The following is a 19881-nucleotide window of genomic DNA, read 5'->3' on the forward strand; positions in this document are numbered from 1 at the left end:
CGACACCTACGACTTTCGACGAATCGAGAGGACGTCAACACCACACAACAGGACAACTACAGACGTCTCGGCTACATTGAAGTCGTCCCTAGTTGTACGGAGAGTGGGTCATGCCGAACCAACGCCTACGGGATGCGTTGCTGCGCAACACTTTGGGCCTCGATGAGGTGGCTAAGGCAACCGGCGTAGACCCGAAGACCGTCGAACGGTGGATCACGCAGGACCGGACGCCGTACCCGCGCCACCGGCACGCCATCGCCGCGATGGTCCGCGAGACCGAGACCTACCTCTGGCCAGACGCAGTCGCGCCAGAGAAGAAGAAAGAGATCAACGAGTCCGAGGTCGTCCAGGTCTACGCGCACCGCCACGCGGTATCGCACGACATCTGGGGACACCTGATCGAGCAGTCGAAGATCAGCATCTCGATCCTGGTCTACGCCGGCATGTTCCTGGTGGACAACCCAGCCTTGATCAAGACGCTTCGCCAGAAGGCGGAGAGCGGCGTCAGGATCCGGCTGTTGCTCGGGGACCCGGCAAGCCGAGAGGTCGCGCGCCGAAGCGAAGAGGAGGGTATCGGCAAGGCAACGCTTGGCGCGAAGATCCGGAACGCCCTCGCGATCTACAAGCCGTTGGCCGAGGTGCCCGGCGTGGAGATCCGGATTCACGGCACGACGCTCTACAACTCGATCTACCGCTTCGATGACGAGATGCTTGTGAACACGCACGTGCACGGCTTCATGGCAGCTCACGCCCCGGTCCTGCACCTTCGACGGCTGTCCGGCGGCGACCTGTTCGAGACGTACGCCGAGAGCTTCCAGGGCGTCTGGGATGGCGCGAAGCCGCCGAAGTGGTAGGCAGGTAGGCATGGCTCGCACTGATCACTACAACGATCCGAACGCACCGAAGGCGACCAACATCGTCGTGGCGGTGACGGCGTTCGTGCAGGACGAGCAAGGCCGGCTGTTGATGATCCGGCGGACCGACAACGACCTGTACTCGATCCCCGGCGGAGCCCAGGACGTCGGCGAGACCATCGGCCACACGGTCGTCCGGGAGATCAAGGAAGAGACCGGGATCGACGTCGAGCCCGTCGACATCATCGGCGTGTACTCGGACCCCGCGCACGTCATCGCCTACACGGACGGCGAGGTGCGACAGCAGTTCTCCATCTGCTTCCGTGCGCGGCTGCTCGGCGGCGAACTGCGCACGAGCGACGAGTCCAGCGAAGTTCACTGGGTGAGCCGCGGAAACCTCGACTCGCTCAACATCCATCAATCCATCCGGCTACGGATCGAGCACGGGTTCGAGGAACGCTCAACGCCCTACTTCGCGGTGTAGTCGGATCGCGCCGCGCGTAGCCGTTCCTCGGTTCGCTCGACTGCGCTGACCAACTCAGGCTTGGCCTGACGGATAAAGAAAGTCACCAGATCCTCTGGGCCGTAGCGTTTCTGGATCTCTTCGATCCGATCATGCACGTTGGTGGGTTGACCATCGGGCGTGGTCGTCATATCGGCCCACCAAAGAGCGTCTCGCAGTGGTGTCTTCTCATCCTGCCACTCAGCCAACGCTGCAGACATTCCTCGGAGCTCAGCTTCTCTATACGCACACGAGTGATGCGCCACAAGTGCACACAGCCGGCCTGGAATCCCCTGGTCACGTAGGTATCGCGCTCCATCAAGCGGATGAAAACCTGTACATGCCAGCGAACGTGCGTATCCAATATCATGCAAGACCGCCGCTGCCACCAACATCTCAAGATCACTCTCAGGAAGAAGCAGGCTCAACGTGCGCGCCTTGTCAGCAACTCCTTGAACATGCGCCCAACGTCGAGGCAGTTCGTCCCGCAGCAGACCGCACGCCATGCGGAACGGCCATTCGATCAAATCCACACATCTACTATAGTCATCCAAAGCCGACAAACTCAAGAACCCGATGAGCGACGAAAACTATCCTTTACGCCTCGAAGACCTTCGTTACTGAATGTGAGCGAGTCCGCCAGGTAGTCAACAACCGACCGTACTCGCTGCTCATACCAGTCGCGCAAATGATCGATATGAACAACGTCGATTCGGAACCTTCCGCTGACGTTCTCAGAAGATAGTGTTCGCTCCAAGGTCACCTGACCAACTTCCTTGACCTCGGGATCACCATTCGCCGAAACAGCATATATCTGCGAAGATACCACGAGCACCGGAAAAATCACCTGCATTTCCCTACTGCTTCCAAGATAGCCTTGCTCTTGTCGGTCATCAAACCTCGTCTTAAGGAAGTTCGACGCCTTAGCAAGAGGATAAGTTACATCATTAAAAATGTCACCACTCGCAGCATCCCATCCCCCCGACTTCTTATTTAGTTTCACTAGCTGAACAGCTCTCGGCAAGGCCTCGGCTCGCACTCTTTGATAGCCCTGAAAGAACGTTTCCTCATCGCGATTCGCGAGTGCCATGCCCTCATCATCTATACCCAAGTGAAACCGCATCGCCTGCGTCAACGATAGGTCATCAGAAGTCAAAAACCACCGTCGCGCCCCCCAGGGTTTCGTTAGAGCCACCCAGGGCCACTGATAGTTTTTACACTCACCAAGAATATACCATGAGATTTCAAATGTTCGGTATTTCTGATCATGGTCGTATACTGAACCAACCTTGAAGAGGTCTATCTCACGACTCGTACCAAGATCAGGATCTTTAAAAGCCCATCCAGTCTCAGTATCTTCAAGGATGTTCGCCGCCTTCTGCTCAAACAGAAAACCCGTCGAAGAAAGCGCGGAGATGATCTGATCAGCTGACGGCACAGGCGGATTACCCATAGGGTTCTTCCCTTTACTCTTACAAAAATCCATGGCACCAAAGGCGAGCGACCCGCAGGGAAGAATCCAGAGAACCTACCCAACCGAACGCCACTAAAGCTACATTTAGCTACCTTCAGATTTCGACCCGTCGCGAAGCAGCACGATCCGCTCCCCATTGGAGGAAAGCTCCTCACGCCAGCCGGCCGGCCAAAACCGGTCGTTATCATCCGAGATGCTAGCAGACGCCCGAGTTAGATCCACCCTGGTCAACTGAGCTAGATCAACATCGTCTCCAAAGCTCGAACTTCGCATGTTGAAGTTACGCTTGTTAGTGGCTCCCGTAAATTCTGCAGTCCTGGCAAATTTTGCATCATCCCACTCCGAGTCACCCCTAAACACAGCCGAGCTAAAGTATGCGCTACCTTTAAAATCAGTTCGCTCAAACCAACTAGAAACATCAAACTTCGCGTGCTCAAACGAAGCATACGACCTAAAAACACAATCGTCGAAACTGGCGACACCCCGAAATCGGGTACCGCGAAAATCGCACGACCCCACAAAAGCCACGCCATCAAAATCCACCGCAGGAAGGACGCAGCCAGATAGATCAAAGTTTATCAGTGTCGCACCAGACAGACGAACTTCCTCAACCTCCCATCGCTCCTTTACGCCTATTCCACCACCCTGAAAATCCTCCTCCGGTTTCAGATGTTCACGTATCAGCCCCTGGGCTGTGCGACGGACTTCTATCTCCTCGCGTACTTCTACAGCAAGCTCGACATTAACTTCAGAGCGATTCTTCGCAAACGTCCTAATGTAAGACTCCATCGACTCAATGGGGCCATTCAAGGGCATGCGAAGGTAAGCGCATATGACATTGAATACAATTGAGCGGAACCCGGGATCATCGTCTGCAAGCCGCTCTAACGTATAGAGAGCACCTAAGCGAACCGGCGCTTTATCGCTACCCAACTGCTCAACAGCGCTATTGTACATTTCATTCACGCGACGCTGAGAAGCATCTTTTTCCGAATTCGAAGCTAAGCGTTCTTGATGCTTCTCGGTCGTATCAGCCACGCGTTCCTGATGCAACCTAGTGACTTCGGCAACTTGAACCTGAAGCTGATAAGTTTGCTCCCTATTGAGAATATCTCGCTCGGTTGACCTTTGTCTCCTAATTGCAAGCCAGAGCGCCACAGCCCCTCCGGCTCCAATCCCGAAACTCAAAGCTGTACGAACTGCATCAAGTTTCGCTTTCGCAGATTCTGTATCAAGCGAAATTCCTGGCCACCAAAGGACGCACACAAGCGCCGCTACGGTCACCAGCAACGTGCCTGCAACTAGCGCAATCTCAGCTCGAACGCCGAGCGCCGTGGTCTTGGATTTCTCCGCGGCAGGTTGAGTCATACTCGAAGTATCGGCAGCAAGACTTCGAACGTTAGTACGGTACGACTGCCGAATTCGGCTCTACAGGATCAAGGCCGCCGTTGGCGGCGCGCTCCGCGCGTACGGCAAACACCTTCCATCCCGGCACTCCCGGCATCCGCTTCGCTGCGCCGGTCGGCCGGGCGGCGCAGCGCGCCGTCCTCCGGCCTTGCCCCACCGACGAGCTCGACCCATAGAGCCACGCCGGCCAGCAGCTCCCCACGAGCGCCGTCAGGGTCACCGCGGACTTGCCGGTCCTGGCGCTCGACTGCCGCGACGGCTGCGCCGCCTTGCCACCGATCATGAGCACGCGTCGACGGGGCTCCATGCCGACAAGGAGACTGCACGCCGACAGCCCGACCTCCGAGCATGACGAACGGCCGGCATCGACGCGTCAAGGCTGGAGGACGTACCTTGACTCGACGGCACCGGCCGCGTGCAGGCTGAGGATCGGGCTGATGGCCGGGAAGTGGCAGGACGCGAACCGCGAAACCATCGCGAAATGCGGAACCCAAGCGCCACAACGGAAGCAGCCGAAGCCGCAGGTCAGCAGGTACAACGAGCGTTAGCCCTGTCGTCCCTTCCTAAACCGTGTGTCGCAGGTTCGAATCCTGCCTGGGGCACCACCTTTCGCCGGGTGAAATCAAGCTCTGACCAGCGGTAACGCGGTCGGAGCTTGATCTTTTTGGCGAGGTCGCCGTTCGCTGAGCCCGGGGAGGTCAGGCGCCTGAGCGGACGTGGGCGATGTAGGGCTCGTAGGGCGTCAGGTCTTGGTGTGGTTCGTAGGTGCTGAGGTAGTAGTAGTCGGCGATTATGTTCGCTTGCTGTTCGGTGTTGAAGTCGGCGAACGTCTTGTCGCGCAGGCCTTCTGCTCCGCCGTAGTTGTAGAGGTTCTTGTTGAAGAAGCCCGCCATGGCGGTGGGGAGCAGGCTCAGGATGCTGCGGCCGTGCTGGTACTGGTAGGCGTGGGTCAGTTCGTGGACCAGCCAGCGTTCGAAACGTGCCTGGTGTTGTGGGGTGGTCAGGACGCCCTTGGGGAAGGTGACCAGTTTGGGGAGGGTTCTGGCCACGCCGAAGCTGCCCAGCAGGCCGCCTTCGGCGAGGGTCAGGGCGCTGAGGTCCAGGGCGTCGCCGAACACCTTCTGGGCTATGGAGATCTCGGTGGACTCCAGGTTGCGGCGGAAGGCTGCTCGGAACATCTTCACGCTCCCGGCTCGGCTACTGGTGTGATGGTAGGCCGGTGGTACTGACGCCAGTAGTGCCCTGGGTCAGGCGGTAGCGCAGTTCCGAAAGCTCGGCGCCGCCGATGGTCTCGGTCCTCACGAAGCCATCGGTGTGGAAGCCGAAGCGTTCGTAGAAGCGGCGGGCGCGTGGGTTGTCTTCGAACACCCACAGGCCCACGTCGGTCTTGCCCGCCAAAGCTGCTGACGCCAGGGCGTAGCCGAGGCCTGTGTCGTAGGCGGTGGCCAGGACGTAGATCGCGTGCAGCTCGTGTTCGGCGTCCGGTTCGCGGGACGGGCCCACGCAGGCGAAGCCGACCACCTGGTCGTCGGCGAGGCCCACCCAGACGCCGCCGCGCGGGATGTCGCGTTCCCACATCTGTGTGCTGCGCTCGACTGAGCGGCCGTCGAGCACGGCGTCCGGGACCAGGCCTCGGTAGGCGTCTTTCCAGGCTTGGACGTGCACGAACGCCACGGCTGGGGCGTCGGCGGGAACTGCTGGACGTACCGTCACGGCATCCCCCAAGATCGAAGACATGCGGATCATCGTCGACGCGGACCCCGGCATCGATGATGCCCTCGCTTTGTACTACCTGCGTGCGCAGGCCGACACCGAAATAGTCGCCATCGGCACCGTTCACGGGAACGTGCCGGTCCACCAAGCCACCGCGAACGCCCTCAGGCTCGTCGAACGTCTTGGCATCGACGTGCCGGTGGCGATGGGCGCCGCGAAACCGCTGGCCCAGCCGCTCAGGACGGCCGAGGACGTGCACGGTCACGACGGGCTGGGCGGGCATGCCGGCGCGGAGCCCAAGACCGCCCGCTCACACGAGAGCGCCGCCGAGCAGCTCGTGAACCTGGCGCGCAGGAACCCCGGGGAGCTCGGCCTGCTCGCCATCGGGCCGCTCACCAACGTCGCGCTGGCGCTGCAGATCGAGCCGCGGTTGCCGGAACTGCTCGGCGATGTCGTCGTCATGGGTGGCGCGCTGAACGTGCCTGGGAACATCACCTCGCAGGCCGAGGCCAACTTCTGGCACGACCCGGAGGCCGCCGACCTCGTGCTCGCGGCGGGGTTCGAGAACCTCACGATCGTCGGCCTCGACGTCACCATGGCGAGCCACGCGCCGCAGGAGTGGCTGGACGCGCTCCCGCAGGACTGCTATCCGCGGCGGATCCTCGGCTTCTACGCCGACTTCTACGGCAGCTTCCTCGGCAAGAAGGGGTTCGTGCCGCACGACCCGCTGGCGGCCGCGATCCTCGTCGAACCCGGGCTCGCCACCTACCAAGAAGACCGGTTCGCGATCGAGCTCACCGGGCGGTACACGCGGGGCAAGATCGTTGCCGACCAACGGTTCCTCGCACCGGACAGCCCGTTCGGCCGTGACATCGCCCCCGAACGCACGAAGGTCAGGTACGCCACGACGGCCGACCACGCCACCTTCCTCGACCAGCTGAGGTGCGCTGTGACACAACCATGACAATTCGCCTACGGGAACCGAACAAACGCCGGGGACCGTGGAGGACATGAACGTCCACTTGAAACGATGGCTCGTGGTCTCGGGGGCCGCCGTGGTCATCGCGACGGGCGTCGTGGTCGGGGGCAGCTACTGGCGGCTCGAGAGCAATCTCAAGACCGTCGATCTCGCGAAGGAGATCACCCACCCCAGGCCTCCGTCGACGCCGGGCCGCCCCCTCAACATCCTCCTCATCGGCAAGGACGACGGCCGGTCCGACACCGCCATGGTCGTCCAGCTGAACGCGAAGGGCGACACGGCCCGCGTGATCAGCATCCCGCGCGACACGATGGTGCCGAGGCCCCAGTGCGGGGCCAACCCGCCGGCCTCGCTCGCCATGTTCAACAGCGCCTTCTCCACGGGCGGCCCCGCCTGCACGGTGGCGACGGTCGAGCAGATGAGCGGCATGCGGATCGACCACTTCGTGCAGATCGACTTCAACGGGTTCCGCGACGTCATCGACAAGCTCGGCGGCATCGACGTCACCATGCCCGAGGCGATCGACGACGAGAAGAGCGGCCTGCACGTCCCGGCCGGGCCGACGAAACTCGACGGAACGCAGGCGCTCGCATTCGTGCGCACCCGCTACAGCATCGGTGACGGCAGCGATCTGAACCGCATCAAGAACCAGCAGCTGTTCATGCGCGCGTTGAGCGAGAAACTCGCGAACGAGAACTGGCTCGGCAGCCCGCAGAAAACACTGGAACTCGCCGACATCATGACGAAGTCCATCGTCACGGACTCCGAAATCGGGTCGATCGCGAAACTGGCCGATCTCGCGGGCAAGCTCACCGCGTTGAAACCGGACGCGATCACCTACGTGACGCTGCCGACCGAGACCTACCTGCCCGACCCGAACCGGGTCCAGCCGAAGCAACCGGAGGCGGACGCGCTCTGGCAGGCGGCGTGACCTAGCAGGCAGCGCCCTGCCAGTCGTCCGGAACCTGCCCTGCTGACCACGGCTGAGGAGACCCCCAGCGCTCCTCAGCCGTGGACGCTCTGCCCCAGTCGATCACTGCCACTCCCACGGTCTCCCGCCGGTTGAAAGCATGTCCGGTCGAGGTTGTCAGACCACCTCGTTATGGTGGGTCTTCGACCGCCTGTCCGGTGCGTGCGCCGCAGCTCAGACGTGCGGTCGGAGTTTTCCGGTCCGGACGAGGAGGAGGCTGCTTGGGACCCCGTGGCGTCTTCGCGGAGCGGTTCGCGCTGCTCTACGCGGAGGCTGGCGACCCTCCGCTGAAACGAGTCACGGAGTCGGTCGCGCGTGCCCGCCGGACGGACGAACGGGGCCGGCCGCTGCGAGTGCCCGCGCAACGGGTGAGCGACTGGCGGCGCGGGCGGAACGTGCCCGCGCGGTTCAGCGGCCTGAGCGCCGTCCTCGAGGTGCTGATCGGCGAGGCCCGCAAGCGCAGGCCGCAGCCGGCGATCGACGGCCTGTACGAGGTCGACGCGTGGAGCGCGCTCTGGGAAGAGGCGCTCGCGAGCCCCGTCACCGACCCCGGGCCGCCGCCGCAGGAGGACAACGCCGTCTGCCCGTACATGGGCCTCAGCGCGTTCGGGCCGGACGACGCGAATTGGTTCTTCGGCCGTGAACGGGCGACGAACGCGCTTCTCGAAAAACTGAACGACAACGGCATCACAATGCTCGTCGGCGCGTCCGGTGCCGGTAAGTCGAGTTTGCTGAAAGCGGGCGTGCTGCCCCGGCTGAACAAAGAAGCGATCGTCATTTCGCCGGGCACCGATCCGTTGAAGGAGCTCACGCTCCAGGTGCCGGACCTGGTCCCCGCGCTGGAGGACGCCGACACCTTCGCGCAGGAGGTGCGGGTCGCGGTCGGCGACCGGGTGGTGATCGTCGACCAGTTCGAGGAGGCGTTCACCCTCGGCGGCGACGAGGACCGGCTGCGGATCTTCGTGCAGGCCCTGCACGCGGCGGCGGCGAAGACGGCGGTCGTGCTCGGCGTCCGGGCCGACTTCTACGCGCGCTGCCTCGACTTCCCCGAGCTCTCCGAGGCCCTGCAGACCAGGCAGATGGTGCTCGGCGCGATGTCCGCGGCCGAGCTGCGCGACGCCGTGACGAACCCGGCCAAGGCCGCGGGCCTGCAGCTGGAGGCCGGGCTGGTCGAGGTGATGCTGCGCGACCTCGGCACGCACAACCGCCGCGGCAAGGACGCCTACGACGCGGGCGCGCTCCCCCTGCTCGGCCACGCGCTGCTGGTCACGTGGCAGCGCAGGCAGGCGGGCAGGCTCACGATCGCGGGCTACCGGGCGGCGGGCGGCATCCAGGGCGCCGTCGCGGCGACCGCCGAACGTGCCTGGTCCGACCTCGACGAACCGGCCCGCGCCGCCGCACGCCAGCTGCTCCTGCGCCTGGTCAGGGTGGGTGACGACACGCAGGACACGCGCCGCAGGTCCAGCCGCCACAGCCTGCTGGAGGCCAGCGCCAACCTGTCCGCCACGGAACGCGCGCTCGAAGTTCTCACGCACGCCCGCCTGATCACCGCGGACGCCGGCTCGGTGGAGATCACGCACGAGGCGTTGCTCCAGGCGTGGCCGCGGCTGCGCGGCTGGATCGACGAGGACCGCGCGGGCAACCTCACTCGCCAGCGGCTAGAGGAGGACGCGGCGACGTGGTCCGAACACGGCCACGACTCGTCGTTGCTCTACCGCGGCGCACGGCTGGAGGGCGTGCGTCAGCAGCAGGACGTCACCACGGTCGCCAAGGAGTTCGTGCGGACGTCCGAGCGTCAGCACCGCAAGAGCGTGTGGCTGCGGCGCAGTGCCGTGTCGCTCGTGGTGGTGTTCGCGCTGATCGCCGCGACGGCCGCGGTCATCGCCGTGCGGCAGCGCAACGACGCGGTGTTCCGGCAGGTCGTGGCCGAGGCGGACCGGCTCACCGACACCGACCCGTCGGTCGCCGCCCAGCTGCTGCTGGCCGCTCATCGGATGCGGCCGGACGACCTGGACGTCGGGTCGAAGCTGCTCGCCAACCAGCAGACGCCGCTGGCCGTGCCGCTGGTGGGGCACACCGGGGCGGTCTACCTGACCTCGTTCACCCGGGACGGCGAGGTGCTCGCCACCGCGAGCTACGACCGGACCGCCCGGTTGTGGGACGTGCGGGACCGGTCTCGTCCTCAGCCCCTCGCGGTGATCCCCGGACACGACGGGTGGCTCAGTTCGGCGGTGTTCTCACCTGACGACCGGCTGCTCGCCACCACCGGTGAGGATCGGACCATCCGGCTCTGGGACGTCAGTGATCAGGCTCATCCGCGGCACGTCTCGACGGTCGACACCGGGAACGGGATCACCTACCTGCTGGAGTTCAGTCCGGACGGGCGGACGTTGGCCGCGGCCAACGACGACAAGACCGCCCGGTTGTGGGACGTGTCCGATCCGGCTGGCCTGAAGCCTCTCGGTGAGCCGTTGACCGGTGCCACCGCTGCGGTTCGGACGCTCGCGTTCAGTCCGGACGGGCGGACGCTCGCCGCTTCCGGTGACGACCGCACGATCCGGTTGTACGACGTCGCTTCTCGTGCGTTGATCGGCAAGCCGATGGTCGGGCACACCGACGGGCTGCACTCGGTGGCGTTCAGTCCGGACGGATCGTTGCTCGCGTCCGGGAGTGACGACTCGACCGTGCGGTTGTGGGATCCGGCTGCCCAGCAACCCGTCGGTGACGCACTGGTCGGGCACACCGGTGGGGTGTGGTCGGTCAAGTTCAGCCCCAACGGTCAGGTGCTCGCCTCCGGGTCGGCCGACGGGACCGTTCGGTTGTGGAACCTGAGCGATCCGGCCGCGCCTTCTTCTGTCGGCAGACCGTTGACGGCTCCCAGTGGCGGGGTGTTCGCGGTGGGGTTCACGCCGGACGGGCGTACGCTCGCGACCGGGGCCGGTGAGAACGCCGTGCGGTTGTGGTCGTTGCCGCAGAACATGGTTCTGGTTCGGTCGACGAACCTGGTGCAGCCTGTTTTCAGCGCGGACGGCGGGCTGCTGGTGGCCGGGGACGGGGTGCGGACTGCCCGGTTGTGGAGCATGCGGGACGGTGTCGTGTCTCTGGGGACGGTCGAGGTCGGGCCTGATCGCGGGACTATCCGGCCCAAGTTGCGGCCGGACGGGAAGGTGCTCGCCACCGCCAACGGGCTGACGGATCAGTCGGTGCGGTTGTGGGACCTGAGCAATCCTGCCGCGGTCACTCCGCTTGGGGCACCGCTCGTGCTCGGCACGCGGTTCAGTTCCACCGTCGGGTTCTCGCCGGACGGGCGGATCATGGTCACCGGCAACGACGACAAGTCGGTGCGGTTGTGGGACGTCAGCGATCCGGCCCGTCCGAAAGCGCTCGGCTCGCCGTTGGTCGGGCATCGGGAGTACGTGAACGACGTCGCGTTCAGTCCGGACGGGAAGACGTTGGCCACGGCCAGTTCCGACCGGACGTTCCGGTTGTGGGACGTCAGCGATCCGGCTGCCGGCCGGCCGATCGGGCAGCCGGTCGCGGGGAACCTGGAGCCGGTGCAGCGGGTGCTGTTCACGCCTGACGGGAACACGGTGATCACCGGGGGGACGGACAGGACGATCCGGATCTTCGACGTTCGGGATCGGGAGCGGCCTCGGGCTTTGAGCGTGCTGCGGGGGCACGGGCAGCAGGTCAGCTCGTTGTCGATCACGTCTGACGGGAAGACGTTGGCCAGTGGTAGCGCGGACAAGACTTTTCGGTTGTGGGACATCAGCAACCCGGCTGAGGCTGCGCCTCTTGGGCAGCAGATGGCGTTGGCTTCCGGGGGTGAGCCGTCTGTCCACTTTCGACCTGACAGCCGGGTGTTGCTGACCAACGGTGGGGATGGGGTTTTGCGGCTTTGGGACATTGATGTGGAGCATGAGGTTGCTCGGATTTGTGGGGCTACTCGGGGGGCGTTGACTGAGGAGTTGTGGCAGTCGCGGTTGCCTCAGGTCGAGTTTCGTTCTCCTTGCTGACGGTTGGTCGCGGGTCGGGTCACCTTTGTTGTGTGGTTGCGTTTGGTGCAAAGACTTTGACGAGCGTGGTCCAGTCATCGCCGCTGCGCGACGATAGAGATTGGGGCTTGACTTCGGGGCCCTTGCGAGGCGCTCATCGGCCGGAAAAGGCCGGGCTGAAAAGCGCCCGGCCGAGCTCGAGAAGCTAGCACCTCGCACCCAAAGTCAAGCCCCAATCTCAAGCGTGCGTGGCTGAGTTTGTGCAGGCACGTCACGACACCGCTTTGACGATCCGCGCGCTCTGTCGGGCTCGCCTTCGGCTTCGCGAGTGGAGTGGCTTCGCGGGTGTTGTGGGGCTTCGCGTTGGGGGCGGGTGGCTTCGCGGGTAACTGGTCTCACTCGGTGCGGTCTGTCCGTTACTGTCCGCAGCATGCGTCTTCTTGCTCGGGTCGGCAGCTTGCGCGCGGTCGTGGCGGTGACCGTTGGGTTCGTCGCCCTCAACATGATTCTGGTGGTCCTCGGCAACGTCACGGACTACGGCACCAACGAGGCGTTCGTGAAGCACGTGCTCGCCATGGACACCACGTTCGGCGAGGGGTTGAAGTGGCGGGCCATCACCAGCTCTGCTGTGGTGACGGTCGTCTACGTCGCGATCATCCTCTGGGAGGCGGTGTCTGCTGTGCTGCTCACCGCCGGGACGATCGCGTACGTCCGCGACAAGGAGGACAGTGCGCGGAAGTTCGCTTCTGCTGGGTTGATGATGATCGTGGCGTTGTTCTTGGGCGGGTTCATCACCATTGGTGGTGAGTGGTTCGCCATGTGGCAGTCGAAGGACTGGAACGGGATCAGTGCCGCGTTGCGGATGGTGACCGTTGCCGGGTTCGCGTTGGTGCTGGTGCACCTCAGGCCTGGGAAGGCCACTCCGTAGTCGGTTCCACGCAGAAGGCCGGGCCCACGCCCGCGTCTGCTCCCAGTTCGGTCCACCAGTCGTGTTGCTCGGCGTCCTCGATCGCGTCGATGACCACGAGGCCGCCTGCCTCGTGGACGAAGCCGATGAGGTCGCTGAGCACGTGGGAGACCAGGTCGTCCGGTTTTTGGCAGCGGCCCTTCATGCGCACTGCCCGGACTCCCAGGGAGCGGACCAGTTCGATTTCGGCCGTGGAGCCCTGGAAGTCCCTTGCGCCGATGTGGATTCCCATGTCGGACAGGAGGTCCAGGTTGTCGGCTGCCTCGCTGTCCTCGGAGGCGAGGACGTGGACCGGGAAGCCCAGGAGCAGGCGGCCTGCCTGCAGGCCGGTGTCGGCCAGGATTCGGCGGACGTCTCGGACGAGGTCCGGGCTGTTGGCCATGCTCTCGGTCAGGCAGACGGCGAGCATTTCGTCGTGGGCGCGCGCTGTTTCGGCTGCTGTGCGGAGCATCCACTCGCCCAGCGGGAGCATCAGGCCGGTGTGTTCGGCCATGGAGACGCACTTCTCGTGCGGGATCAGGCCCGCGTCTCGGTGGCGCCAGTTCAGTTCGGCCTCGACGCAGATGCGGGCCGTGCCGTCCAGGCGCATGACCGGGTTGAAGACGACCTCGATCTCGCCGCTCTCCCAGGCTCCTGGCATGACGGCGGCCAGGGCGAACTCCTCCTGTTCGCGCTTGTCCTGGGTGGCGTCGTGCAGGCCCCACTGGCGGCGGCCGCTGCGCTTCGCCCTTCTCAGGGTCATGTCGGAGGCGCGCAGGACTTCGGCCGGGTGGTCTCCCGGGTGCAGGCGCGGGAGGACGCCGATGGTGGCGGAGACCGCCACGCCCTGGTCGTTGAAGTAGACCGGTTCGGCCAGTTCGTGTTCGATCGTCCGGATCGTGGTGTCCACGTCCGGGGTTTCCGGGCCGTTCTCGACCAGGACGGCGAACTCGTCGCCCTCCAGGCGGGCGACCATCGCCTTTTCGCCGGCGAAGACGGAGCTGAGGCGTTCGGCCACCAGTTTGAGGACCTTGTCGCCGATCTCCCTGCCCAGGCCGTCGGTGATCACGGCGAACGCGTCGAGGTCCAGGTGGTAGAGGGTCACGCCGTGCTCGATGTCGCTGTGCAGGAGCGATTCGAGCCTGGTGGTGAGGTACTGGCGGTTGGGGAGGCCGGTCAGGGCGTCGTGCAGCGACTGGTACTGGAGGCGGCCGCCCAGGAGGGTCAGCTGGCTGTCGTCGTCGATCATCACCACGTAGTGGCGAGGGTTGTCGTCGGCGTCCTTCTGGACGGTGGCCGCGAGGAGGACGCGGAAGTGCTCGCCGTCCCGGTCGATGAGGCGGGGGCGTTCTTCCACTCGGCGCATCCGGCCGTAGCGCAGGCCCGCCAGGGCGTCGTTGATCAGCGGGAGGTCCGCCGGCGCGATGAGGTCGGTCAGGGTCATGCCGTCCACGTCCTCGCGGCGCAGGATGGTGCACAGCGCTTCGTTGGCGCGCACCAGGTCGCCGTCGAGGCTGACCATGGCGATGCCGGTGGACGAGTGGGCGAAGATGTCCTCGAAGCGTTCCTCGCTGGCCTGGAGGTCCAGCTGGACCGCTCGGTTCGCGCGGAGGAGCGCCTGGCTGACGCTTTCCTGCTGTTCCAGGACGAACGCCTGGATCGCGGCCGTGTAGGCGGAGGAGACGGCGCCGATCACCAGGGCCGCGGACGAGGCGTCGGCGCCTTCCTGCACCACGAACTCGGCCAGTACCTCGATGGAGACGGTCAGGCTTTCGGCGCCCACGCAGTGGATCTCCACCAGGCGCCTGCCCACGAGGGAGGCGACGGCCGGTTCCTCGGTGAGGGCCTCGGCCACGACGTTGAGGAGCTCGTGCAGTTCGTCGGTCAGCTTCGCGGCCGACAACGGGATGTACGCGGTGCGGCTGACCTTGTGCGCCCAGTCGCGCGCCAGCTCGTCACGGCCCCGTGGGCGTGACGGTCTCGCGTCGTCCTGGCTCGGCAAATCGATCCACCTGACCTGCTCGGCGAGCAACGGTGGGGAAGCCTACAGCCAGCAACCCTCACCGTCCCCTTGCACGGCCTCGTTCCCCCCAACGGGGGCATAGCCACCTCGTAGCGTTACAAGTTCCTTGCGCTCGATCGGACCAATTTTCTCATGACCACGCCAAACCCTCACCTCTCCATCGAGGGAAAGGCGGTCAGCGGAGGGTTGGCGACGGTGAGCGGGCGTCAGGAACCGATGATGTGCCGCAGCTGCGCCAGGAGGTCCGAGCGCGAGGTGGAGCCGAGGCGCTGCCGCATCCGCGCCATGTGGTGCTCGACGGTCTTGGCCGAGATGAAGAGGCGGTCGCCGACCTGCTTGTAGGTCATGCCCTCCAGCACGAGCTGCGCGACCTCGCGTTCGCGGTCGCTCAGCTTGCCCGCGTCCTCCGCCACCGGAACGACATCGGCCTCGGCGGCGCGGCGTGCGGACACCGGACGGCCCTGCAGCAGACGGGCGCAGTCGAGCAGCCGGACCATCGCCTGGCGGTCGGCCGTGCGGATCGCCGCCTGGCCCGCGAGACGCGACGCGTCCCACCACAGGCCCACGGCGTGCAGGCTGCGCGCGGCCTCCTCGACGCGGTCGGCGTCGACCTCGCCCGCCACGACGTCCAGCCAGCACTCGGCCGCGGCGGACAGGATCGCGCAGTACCGGCTGCGGTCGCGCACGGCGCTCAACGCGCCGGCGTGTTCCTCGGCGGCCGCGGTGTTCTCGTCGATGATCGCCGCGTGCAGCAGGCTCCAGTGCAGCTGCGTCGACCACAACGGCGGATTTCCCAGCGACCGCAACAGGGCCGAGGCCTGGGCGAGGTGCGGGGCCAGGCGTTCCTGGTCGCGCAACCGGGCCGCGGCCGCGGCGAACTCCCCCAGCGGCAGGAGGCTGAACAGGTCGACGGGATGCCGCAGCACGGCCTCGCAGGCCTGCTCCCACGTGCGCCGCAACGTGGCGAGGTCGCTGTTGCGCCGGGCCACGCCGACCTCCAGCGCCACCGCGAAGATCCAGTCCCGCGGCTCGAACGCGCCGCGCACCGACATCAACGTCTCGCGCGCCACGGCCAGGTTCCCGCGCAGCATGTGCAGCCACGCCTGCAACAACCGGTGCCGCACCGACATCAGCACGCCGCCGGTCCCGGTCTCCACGGCCCGGTCCAGCACGGACTCGGCCACGTTCGGCTCGCCGCAGTGCACCGCGACCAACGCGGCCAGCGCGGCGGGGCTGTCCGGCAGCAGGACCGCTCCCCCGGCCGGTTCGAGCATCGACGAAGCACGCACCAAAGTGGACAGTGCGGTGGTCTCGGCCCCGACGACGGACTGGCGAACGCCCTGCAACATCAGGGATGCCGACCCGCCGAGCATCGTCGGCGGCTGCGGCGGCGTCTCCTCGAACAGGTGCCCGGTGCCGATCAGCCCGATCCCGGCGAACGCCGACGCGTACGGCGTCGCGGCCCACCGGAACAGCTCGGTGCTGCGCGCCAGCTGGCCGCGGTGGGCCAGCGCGACCGCCGCCACCTCGGCCGCGGTCCGCCGATGCGGTGAGTCCGGAACGCTGATGACCTGGTCGGCGAGCCGCAACGCGCCGTCGAGGTCGCCCGCCATCGCGGCCGCCGTCGCCCACGAGGCCGCGGTCTCGGCGGACGGCGTGCCGCCCCCGGTCGAGGCCTTGAACAACCGCGCGGCCAGCGCGGGATCGGACGGCAACGCCTCGCGCGCGGCCGCGACGAAGATCGGCCCGCCGATCCCGGTGTCCAGCAACGGCCGGACCAGGTCGAGCACCGGCCCGCCACGTTCCAGTTGCAGCCGCGCCAGCTTCTGCCGCACCGCGATCCGCCGCTCGGCCCTGGTCAACGCCCCGACCGCGCGGTGCGCGAGCGGCAGCAGCGTGCCGTCCTCGGCCAGCAACCCGGTCGCCCTGGCGGCCTCGATGATGTCGCTGACCTCGTCGAAGTCCTTGTCCAGCAACGCCGACAGCAGGTCCAGCCGCTGGGCCGCACCGGCCTCGGCGGCCAGCAGGAACTTCTGCAGGTCGGCGTCCAGCCAGTCGAGCTCGGCGCGGAACGCGGCGAGCACGTCGGCGGAAACCTCGGACACGGCCCCAAGGCGTTCCACGAACAGAGGAACGCCACCGGTCTGCGCGAACACGAAGTCCGCCACGGGTTTGGGAGCGTTCAGCACCTCGCGGACCTGGTCGCGTGTCAACGGCGCCAACGGCACCACAACAGCACCCCGGCTCAACTCGGCCAGCGCCGCGCGACGCGGCCAAGGCCGATAGGCCAGCACCAACAGCGGTTCGGCAGCAAGCGCGCGCAGAGCGGAATCGTCCAGCAGGTGCGCGTCGTCAACCACGCGCACGGCGGTGTTGGTGATCTCCGAAAGCAGCGCTGTCTTGCCGTAACCACCAGGCGCCGCAACGACAACGCGCAGGCTTGTGCCCGGTTCCGCGTCGTTGATCCGGTCGAGCACACCTCGCACGGAGGCGTCCAGCACCAACCTGGCTCGCGTGGTCACGCTCAACGGCCGTCCTCATCGTCATCTCGGGATCGGGAGCTGGAGCTCGAACGGCGCCCGACGGGCTTGAGCACGTTCGTCACGCGCTTCACCCGCCTCGGCGGCAGCTCCAGCGGGGACACGTCCACCGGCGGGCGGGGCGGTGGAGCGGAGAACTCGTCGTCGTCGGGGCTCGGCACCTCGCCGACGGGGAAGCGCAGCGAAGCTTCACGGGTGTGGACCAGGACCGACGTGTCGAACGGTTCGGGTTCGACCTCGGGTCCCAGCAGGACGAGCCGCGCCGCGACGGCGAGGCCCTTGGCGACGGAGTGCTCGGGCGCGGCCTCGGCCAGCACCCGGCAGTCGACGGTGGACGACAACGCGTCGCCGATCACCGTCATCCGGCAGCCGCCGCCGACCAGCAGCACGGCGTCGGGCTGCACCGCCCCGACCGCGCGGACGAACGTGCCGACCAGGTGCTCGACGGCGGGACGGACCTCGTCGACGAACTCGTCGCGCCCGATCTCCACCCCGCTGACCACCACGGACTGACCGGACGGCCCGAACGCCCGCTTCGCCGCCTCGCACTCGGCGGCCGACACGAGGGCGTCCTTGCCCGCTCGTCCGCGGACGAGCCCGAGCAGCAGGTCGTCGAAGTCGGCGCCGGTGTGGTGGTCGACCCCGTCGACGTGGGTGACCAGCTCGAACGTCCGGTTCTGCGCGCGCTTGACCACGGAGGCGGAGAACGCGTGGCTGCCCAGCGAGAACACCGCGAGCGACGCGTTCGGCGTCACGCGGGCCCGCACGGCGTGGTTCTCCGCGGCCGCCAACGGCTCGGACACGAGCGTCACGTCGTTCAGCCCGACGGCCCGAAAAGCGGTGTAGAGCTGGCCCCGGCGATAGGGGCCCCACCCGGCCGGGTGGCTCACGGCGAGGTGACGGGGCTGTTCACCCTCCCGGGCGACGACCTCGCCGACCACCCACATGACGAGCAACGCGGTGAGCTCCTCGGCCGGGCACAGCTCGGGACCCAGCGAGAACGGCACCGCGTCGCCGACTCGGCGGGCGAAGCCGGAGGCGCTCCAGCCGGGCACGCCGCGCTCGCCCACCGAGAACGTTCCCGCGTCCGTGAGCTGCAACAACGACGGCACCACCAGGACGATCTCGGCATCCCTGGCGCCGTCGAGGCGGCACACGGCAGCCGTCGTGCGGGTGGTCCCGACATCGACTCCGAGTACGTACGCCAAAGCTCTTCCTCACCTGTTCGCAGCAGCGACCAGTACCTACACGGGTGAACAAGAGACGCTCAAGCGCGGCCCCTAATCCCCTAGGGGGTCAACGAGCGTCACCCGTCTGGGGAACGGGGATTGACTGGGAGTGATCCCCGATGCTGCGCGAGCACGGCTCTCATAGCTTTCAGCTCGCACACCCCAACTGATACGACGTGCCTCTACAGGAGCTCCTTCGATGACCCAGCCCAGCAACCTCCACGACTTCGTGCTCAACCTCCTGAGCGACCCGAGCCTCAAGGCCGCGTTCGCGAACGACGCCCAGGGCACCCTGGAGCAGGCTGGCCTGGCTGACATCACCGCGCTCGACGTGCAGGAAGTCATCCCGCTGGTGCTGGACCTGGTCCCCGCCGTCGACGGTCTGCCCACCGTCGAGAGCCTGGACCTGAACCTGCCGGCCGACGACCTGCTCGCCGAAGGCCCGCTCGGCGCCATCAGCCAGCTGCAGGCGGTCGCGTCGCAGCTGACCTCGTCGGGCGTGAGCCTCAGCGACCTCCACACCTCGTCGGCCGGCGTGCTCGCCGCGGACGCGGACGGCCTGAACCTGCTGATCGCCAACAAGGCCCTCGGCGACTTCACCACGGCCGGTCTCGGCCTGGGCGGCGACTTCTCCGCCGTCAGCGACGTGACCTCGGTCCTCGACCAGACCGCGTCCCCGCTGACCGGCACGGTCCTCGACGTGGCCGACACCGCCACCGCGACCGTGGACGCGCCTCTCGACGGCGTGACCTCGACGGTCCCCGGCCTCGACGGCGTCCTCGGCCAGCTCGGCGGCGTGACGGGCCTCGCCCACGACGCGCTCGGCGTGCTGGGCGGCTCCGACGCCAACCTCGGCGTCGTCAACGTCAGCGGCCTCGGCGACCTCGCCAACGGCAACCTGGACGTCCAGTCCCACGACACCATCACGCAGGTCACCAGCACCGCGACCGGCGTCGTCGACACCGCCACGGGCCTCACCGGCACCGCGACCGGCCTGGTCGGCGACCACTCCCCGGTCGGCGGCGTCCTCGGCACCGTCACCGACGTGACCCACAACGTCCCGGTCGTCGGCGACCTGGACCTGGGCCTGCTCGGCTGAGCCACCCTCCCCGACGCGGACCGGCCCTGTCTTCCGGACAGGGCCGGTTCGTCGTCTCAGCCGTTTCGCAGCCTGACAAAACGTTGAAAACGGTTCACGTCTTGCTCGGTGAGCAACGTCACCGTCCTCCCGAACTGCCCCATCCGCCCG

General features: G+C 66.3%; 15 protein-coding genes. 7 read left to right on the top strand and 8 right to left on the bottom strand.

All coding sequences use genetic code 11. The features are described 5' to 3' along the window. Positions 1-110: 110 nt before the first annotated feature. Positions 111-854: a DUF5919 domain-containing protein gene (locus tag ACFWNN_RS25530; protein WP_382442433.1), complete on the top strand. Its 744-nt coding sequence runs from the start codon at positions 111-113 to the stop codon at positions 852-854. Positions 855-864: 10 nt separating this feature from the next. Beyond that, positions 865-1338, top strand: a complete 474-nt coding sequence (locus tag ACFWNN_RS25535; protein WP_382442434.1) for an NUDIX hydrolase — start codon at positions 865-867, stop codon at positions 1336-1338. On the opposite strand, the gene ACFWNN_RS25540 is transcribed toward ACFWNN_RS25535, so the two are convergent. The 5 genes from ACFWNN_RS25540 to ACFWNN_RS25560 all read right to left on the bottom strand — a co-directional run bounded on the left by ACFWNN_RS25540 (position 1323) and on the right by ACFWNN_RS25560 (position 5974). Then, a complete protein-coding gene (locus ACFWNN_RS25540; RefSeq protein WP_382442435.1) occupies positions 1323-1889 on the bottom strand; it encodes an HD domain-containing protein in 567 nt (188 codons plus the stop codon). The genes ACFWNN_RS25535 and ACFWNN_RS25540 overlap by 16 nt on opposite strands. A 32-nt stretch (positions 1890-1921) precedes the next feature. After that, positions 1922-2809: a hypothetical protein gene (locus ACFWNN_RS25545; protein WP_382442436.1), complete on the bottom strand. Its 888-nt coding sequence runs from the start codon at positions 2807-2809 to the stop codon at positions 1922-1924. A 105-nt stretch (positions 2810-2914) separates the two neighbouring features. Continuing rightward, positions 2915-4198 carry a pentapeptide repeat-containing protein gene (locus ACFWNN_RS25550; protein ID WP_382442437.1) on the bottom strand — a complete coding sequence of 428 codons (1284 nt, stop codon included), beginning with the start codon at positions 4196-4198 and terminating at the stop codon, positions 2915-2917. Positions 4199-4935: 737 nt separating this feature from the next. Next, positions 4936-5415: a hypothetical protein gene (locus tag ACFWNN_RS25555; RefSeq protein ID WP_382442438.1), complete on the bottom strand. Its 480-nt coding sequence runs from the start codon at positions 5413-5415 to the stop codon at positions 4936-4938. 19 nt (positions 5416-5434) lie between these two features. Further along, positions 5435-5974 carry a GNAT family N-acetyltransferase gene (locus ACFWNN_RS25560; RefSeq protein WP_382442439.1) on the bottom strand — a complete coding sequence of 180 codons (540 nt, stop codon included), beginning with the start codon at positions 5972-5974 and terminating at the stop codon, positions 5435-5437. Here ACFWNN_RS25560 and ACFWNN_RS25565 point away from each other — a divergent pair. From ACFWNN_RS25565 to ACFWNN_RS25580, 4 genes are all read left to right on the top strand, one after another. Beyond that, positions 5973-6914, top strand: coding sequence for a nucleoside hydrolase (locus ACFWNN_RS25565; protein WP_382442440.1), 942 nt, complete (start codon positions 5973-5975; stop codon positions 6912-6914). The two genes, ACFWNN_RS25560 and ACFWNN_RS25565, sit on opposite strands and share 2 nt — an antisense overlap. A 46-nt stretch (positions 6915-6960) precedes the next feature. Beyond that, complete coding sequence (locus tag ACFWNN_RS25570) at positions 6961-7860, top strand: LCP family protein (RefSeq protein ID WP_382442441.1); 900 nt, start codon at positions 6961-6963, stop codon at positions 7858-7860. Between the two features lie 260 nt (positions 7861-8120). Continuing rightward, positions 8121-11915, top strand: coding sequence for a hypothetical protein (locus tag ACFWNN_RS25575; RefSeq protein ID WP_382442442.1), 3795 nt, complete (start codon positions 8121-8123; stop codon positions 11913-11915). Between the two features lie 409 nt (positions 11916-12324). After that, positions 12325-12822, top strand: a complete 498-nt coding sequence (locus ACFWNN_RS25580; protein ID WP_382442443.1) for a DUF2165 domain-containing protein — start codon at positions 12325-12327, stop codon at positions 12820-12822. Here the strand turns inward: ACFWNN_RS25580 and ACFWNN_RS25585 are convergent. The 3 genes from ACFWNN_RS25585 to ACFWNN_RS25595 all read right to left on the bottom strand — a co-directional run bounded on the left by ACFWNN_RS25585 (position 12797) and on the right by ACFWNN_RS25595 (position 18611). Then, complete coding sequence (locus tag ACFWNN_RS25585) at positions 12797-14842, bottom strand: diguanylate cyclase domain-containing protein (RefSeq protein WP_382442444.1); 2046 nt, start codon at positions 14840-14842, stop codon at positions 12797-12799. The two genes, ACFWNN_RS25580 and ACFWNN_RS25585, sit on opposite strands and share 26 nt — an antisense overlap. 227 nt (positions 14843-15069) lie before the next feature. Beyond that, the gene (locus ACFWNN_RS25590) at positions 15070-17385 is read right to left on the bottom strand and encodes a LuxR C-terminal-related transcriptional regulator (RefSeq protein ID WP_382442445.1); all 2316 of its coding nucleotides are present in this window, start codon (positions 17383-17385) and stop codon (positions 15070-15072) included. Between the two features lie 2 nt (positions 17386-17387). After that, on the bottom strand, positions 17388-18611 hold the full coding sequence (locus tag ACFWNN_RS25595) for an Hsp70 family protein (RefSeq protein WP_382442446.1): 1224 nt from the start codon (positions 18609-18611) through the stop codon (positions 17388-17390). 220 nt (positions 18612-18831) lie between these two features. Between ACFWNN_RS25595 and ACFWNN_RS25600 the strand changes: the two genes are divergently transcribed. After that, positions 18832-19731, top strand: coding sequence for an IniB N-terminal domain-containing protein (locus tag ACFWNN_RS25600; RefSeq protein ID WP_382442447.1), 900 nt, complete (start codon positions 18832-18834; stop codon positions 19729-19731). Positions 19732-19881 lie beyond the last annotated feature (150 nt).

It is taken from the genome of Lentzea sp. NPDC058450 (genome assembly GCF_042721395.1).
In the GTDB taxonomy this organism is placed as follows: domain Bacteria; phylum Actinomycetota; class Actinomycetes; order Mycobacteriales; family Pseudonocardiaceae; genus Lentzea.

What these genes read in the sequence shown, in the direction of transcription:
- ACFWNN_RS25580 (WP_382442443.1), top strand. Translation starts at nt 12,325, where the DNA reads ATGCGTCTTCTTGCTCGGGTCGGCAGCTTGCGCGCGGTCGTGGCGGTG.
- ACFWNN_RS25600 (WP_382442447.1), top strand. Translation starts at nt 18,832, where the DNA reads ATGACCCAGCCCAGCAACCTCCACGACTTCGTGCTCAACCTCCTGAGC.
- ACFWNN_RS25550 (WP_382442437.1), bottom strand. Translation starts at nt 4,198, where the DNA reads ATGACTCAACCTGCCGCGGAGAAATCCAAGACCACGGCGCTCGGCGTT.
- ACFWNN_RS25545 (WP_382442436.1), bottom strand. Translation starts at nt 2,809, where the DNA reads ATGGGTAATCCGCCTGTGCCGTCAGCTGATCAGATCATCTCCGCGCTT.
- ACFWNN_RS25565 (WP_382442440.1), top strand. Translation starts at nt 5,973, where the DNA reads ATGCGGATCATCGTCGACGCGGACCCCGGCATCGATGATGCCCTCGCT.
- ACFWNN_RS25560 (WP_382442439.1), bottom strand. Translation starts at nt 5,974, where the DNA reads ATGTCTTCGATCTTGGGGGATGCCGTGACGGTACGTCCAGCAGTTCCC.
- ACFWNN_RS25530 (WP_382442433.1), top strand. Translation starts at nt 111, where the DNA reads ATGCCGAACCAACGCCTACGGGATGCGTTGCTGCGCAACACTTTGGGC.
- ACFWNN_RS25570 (WP_382442441.1), top strand. Translation starts at nt 6,961, where the DNA reads ATGAACGTCCACTTGAAACGATGGCTCGTGGTCTCGGGGGCCGCCGTG.
- ACFWNN_RS25535 (WP_382442434.1), top strand. Translation starts at nt 865, where the DNA reads ATGGCTCGCACTGATCACTACAACGATCCGAACGCACCGAAGGCGACC.
- ACFWNN_RS25555 (WP_382442438.1), bottom strand. Translation starts at nt 5,415, where the DNA reads ATGTTCCGAGCAGCCTTCCGCCGCAACCTGGAGTCCACCGAGATCTCC.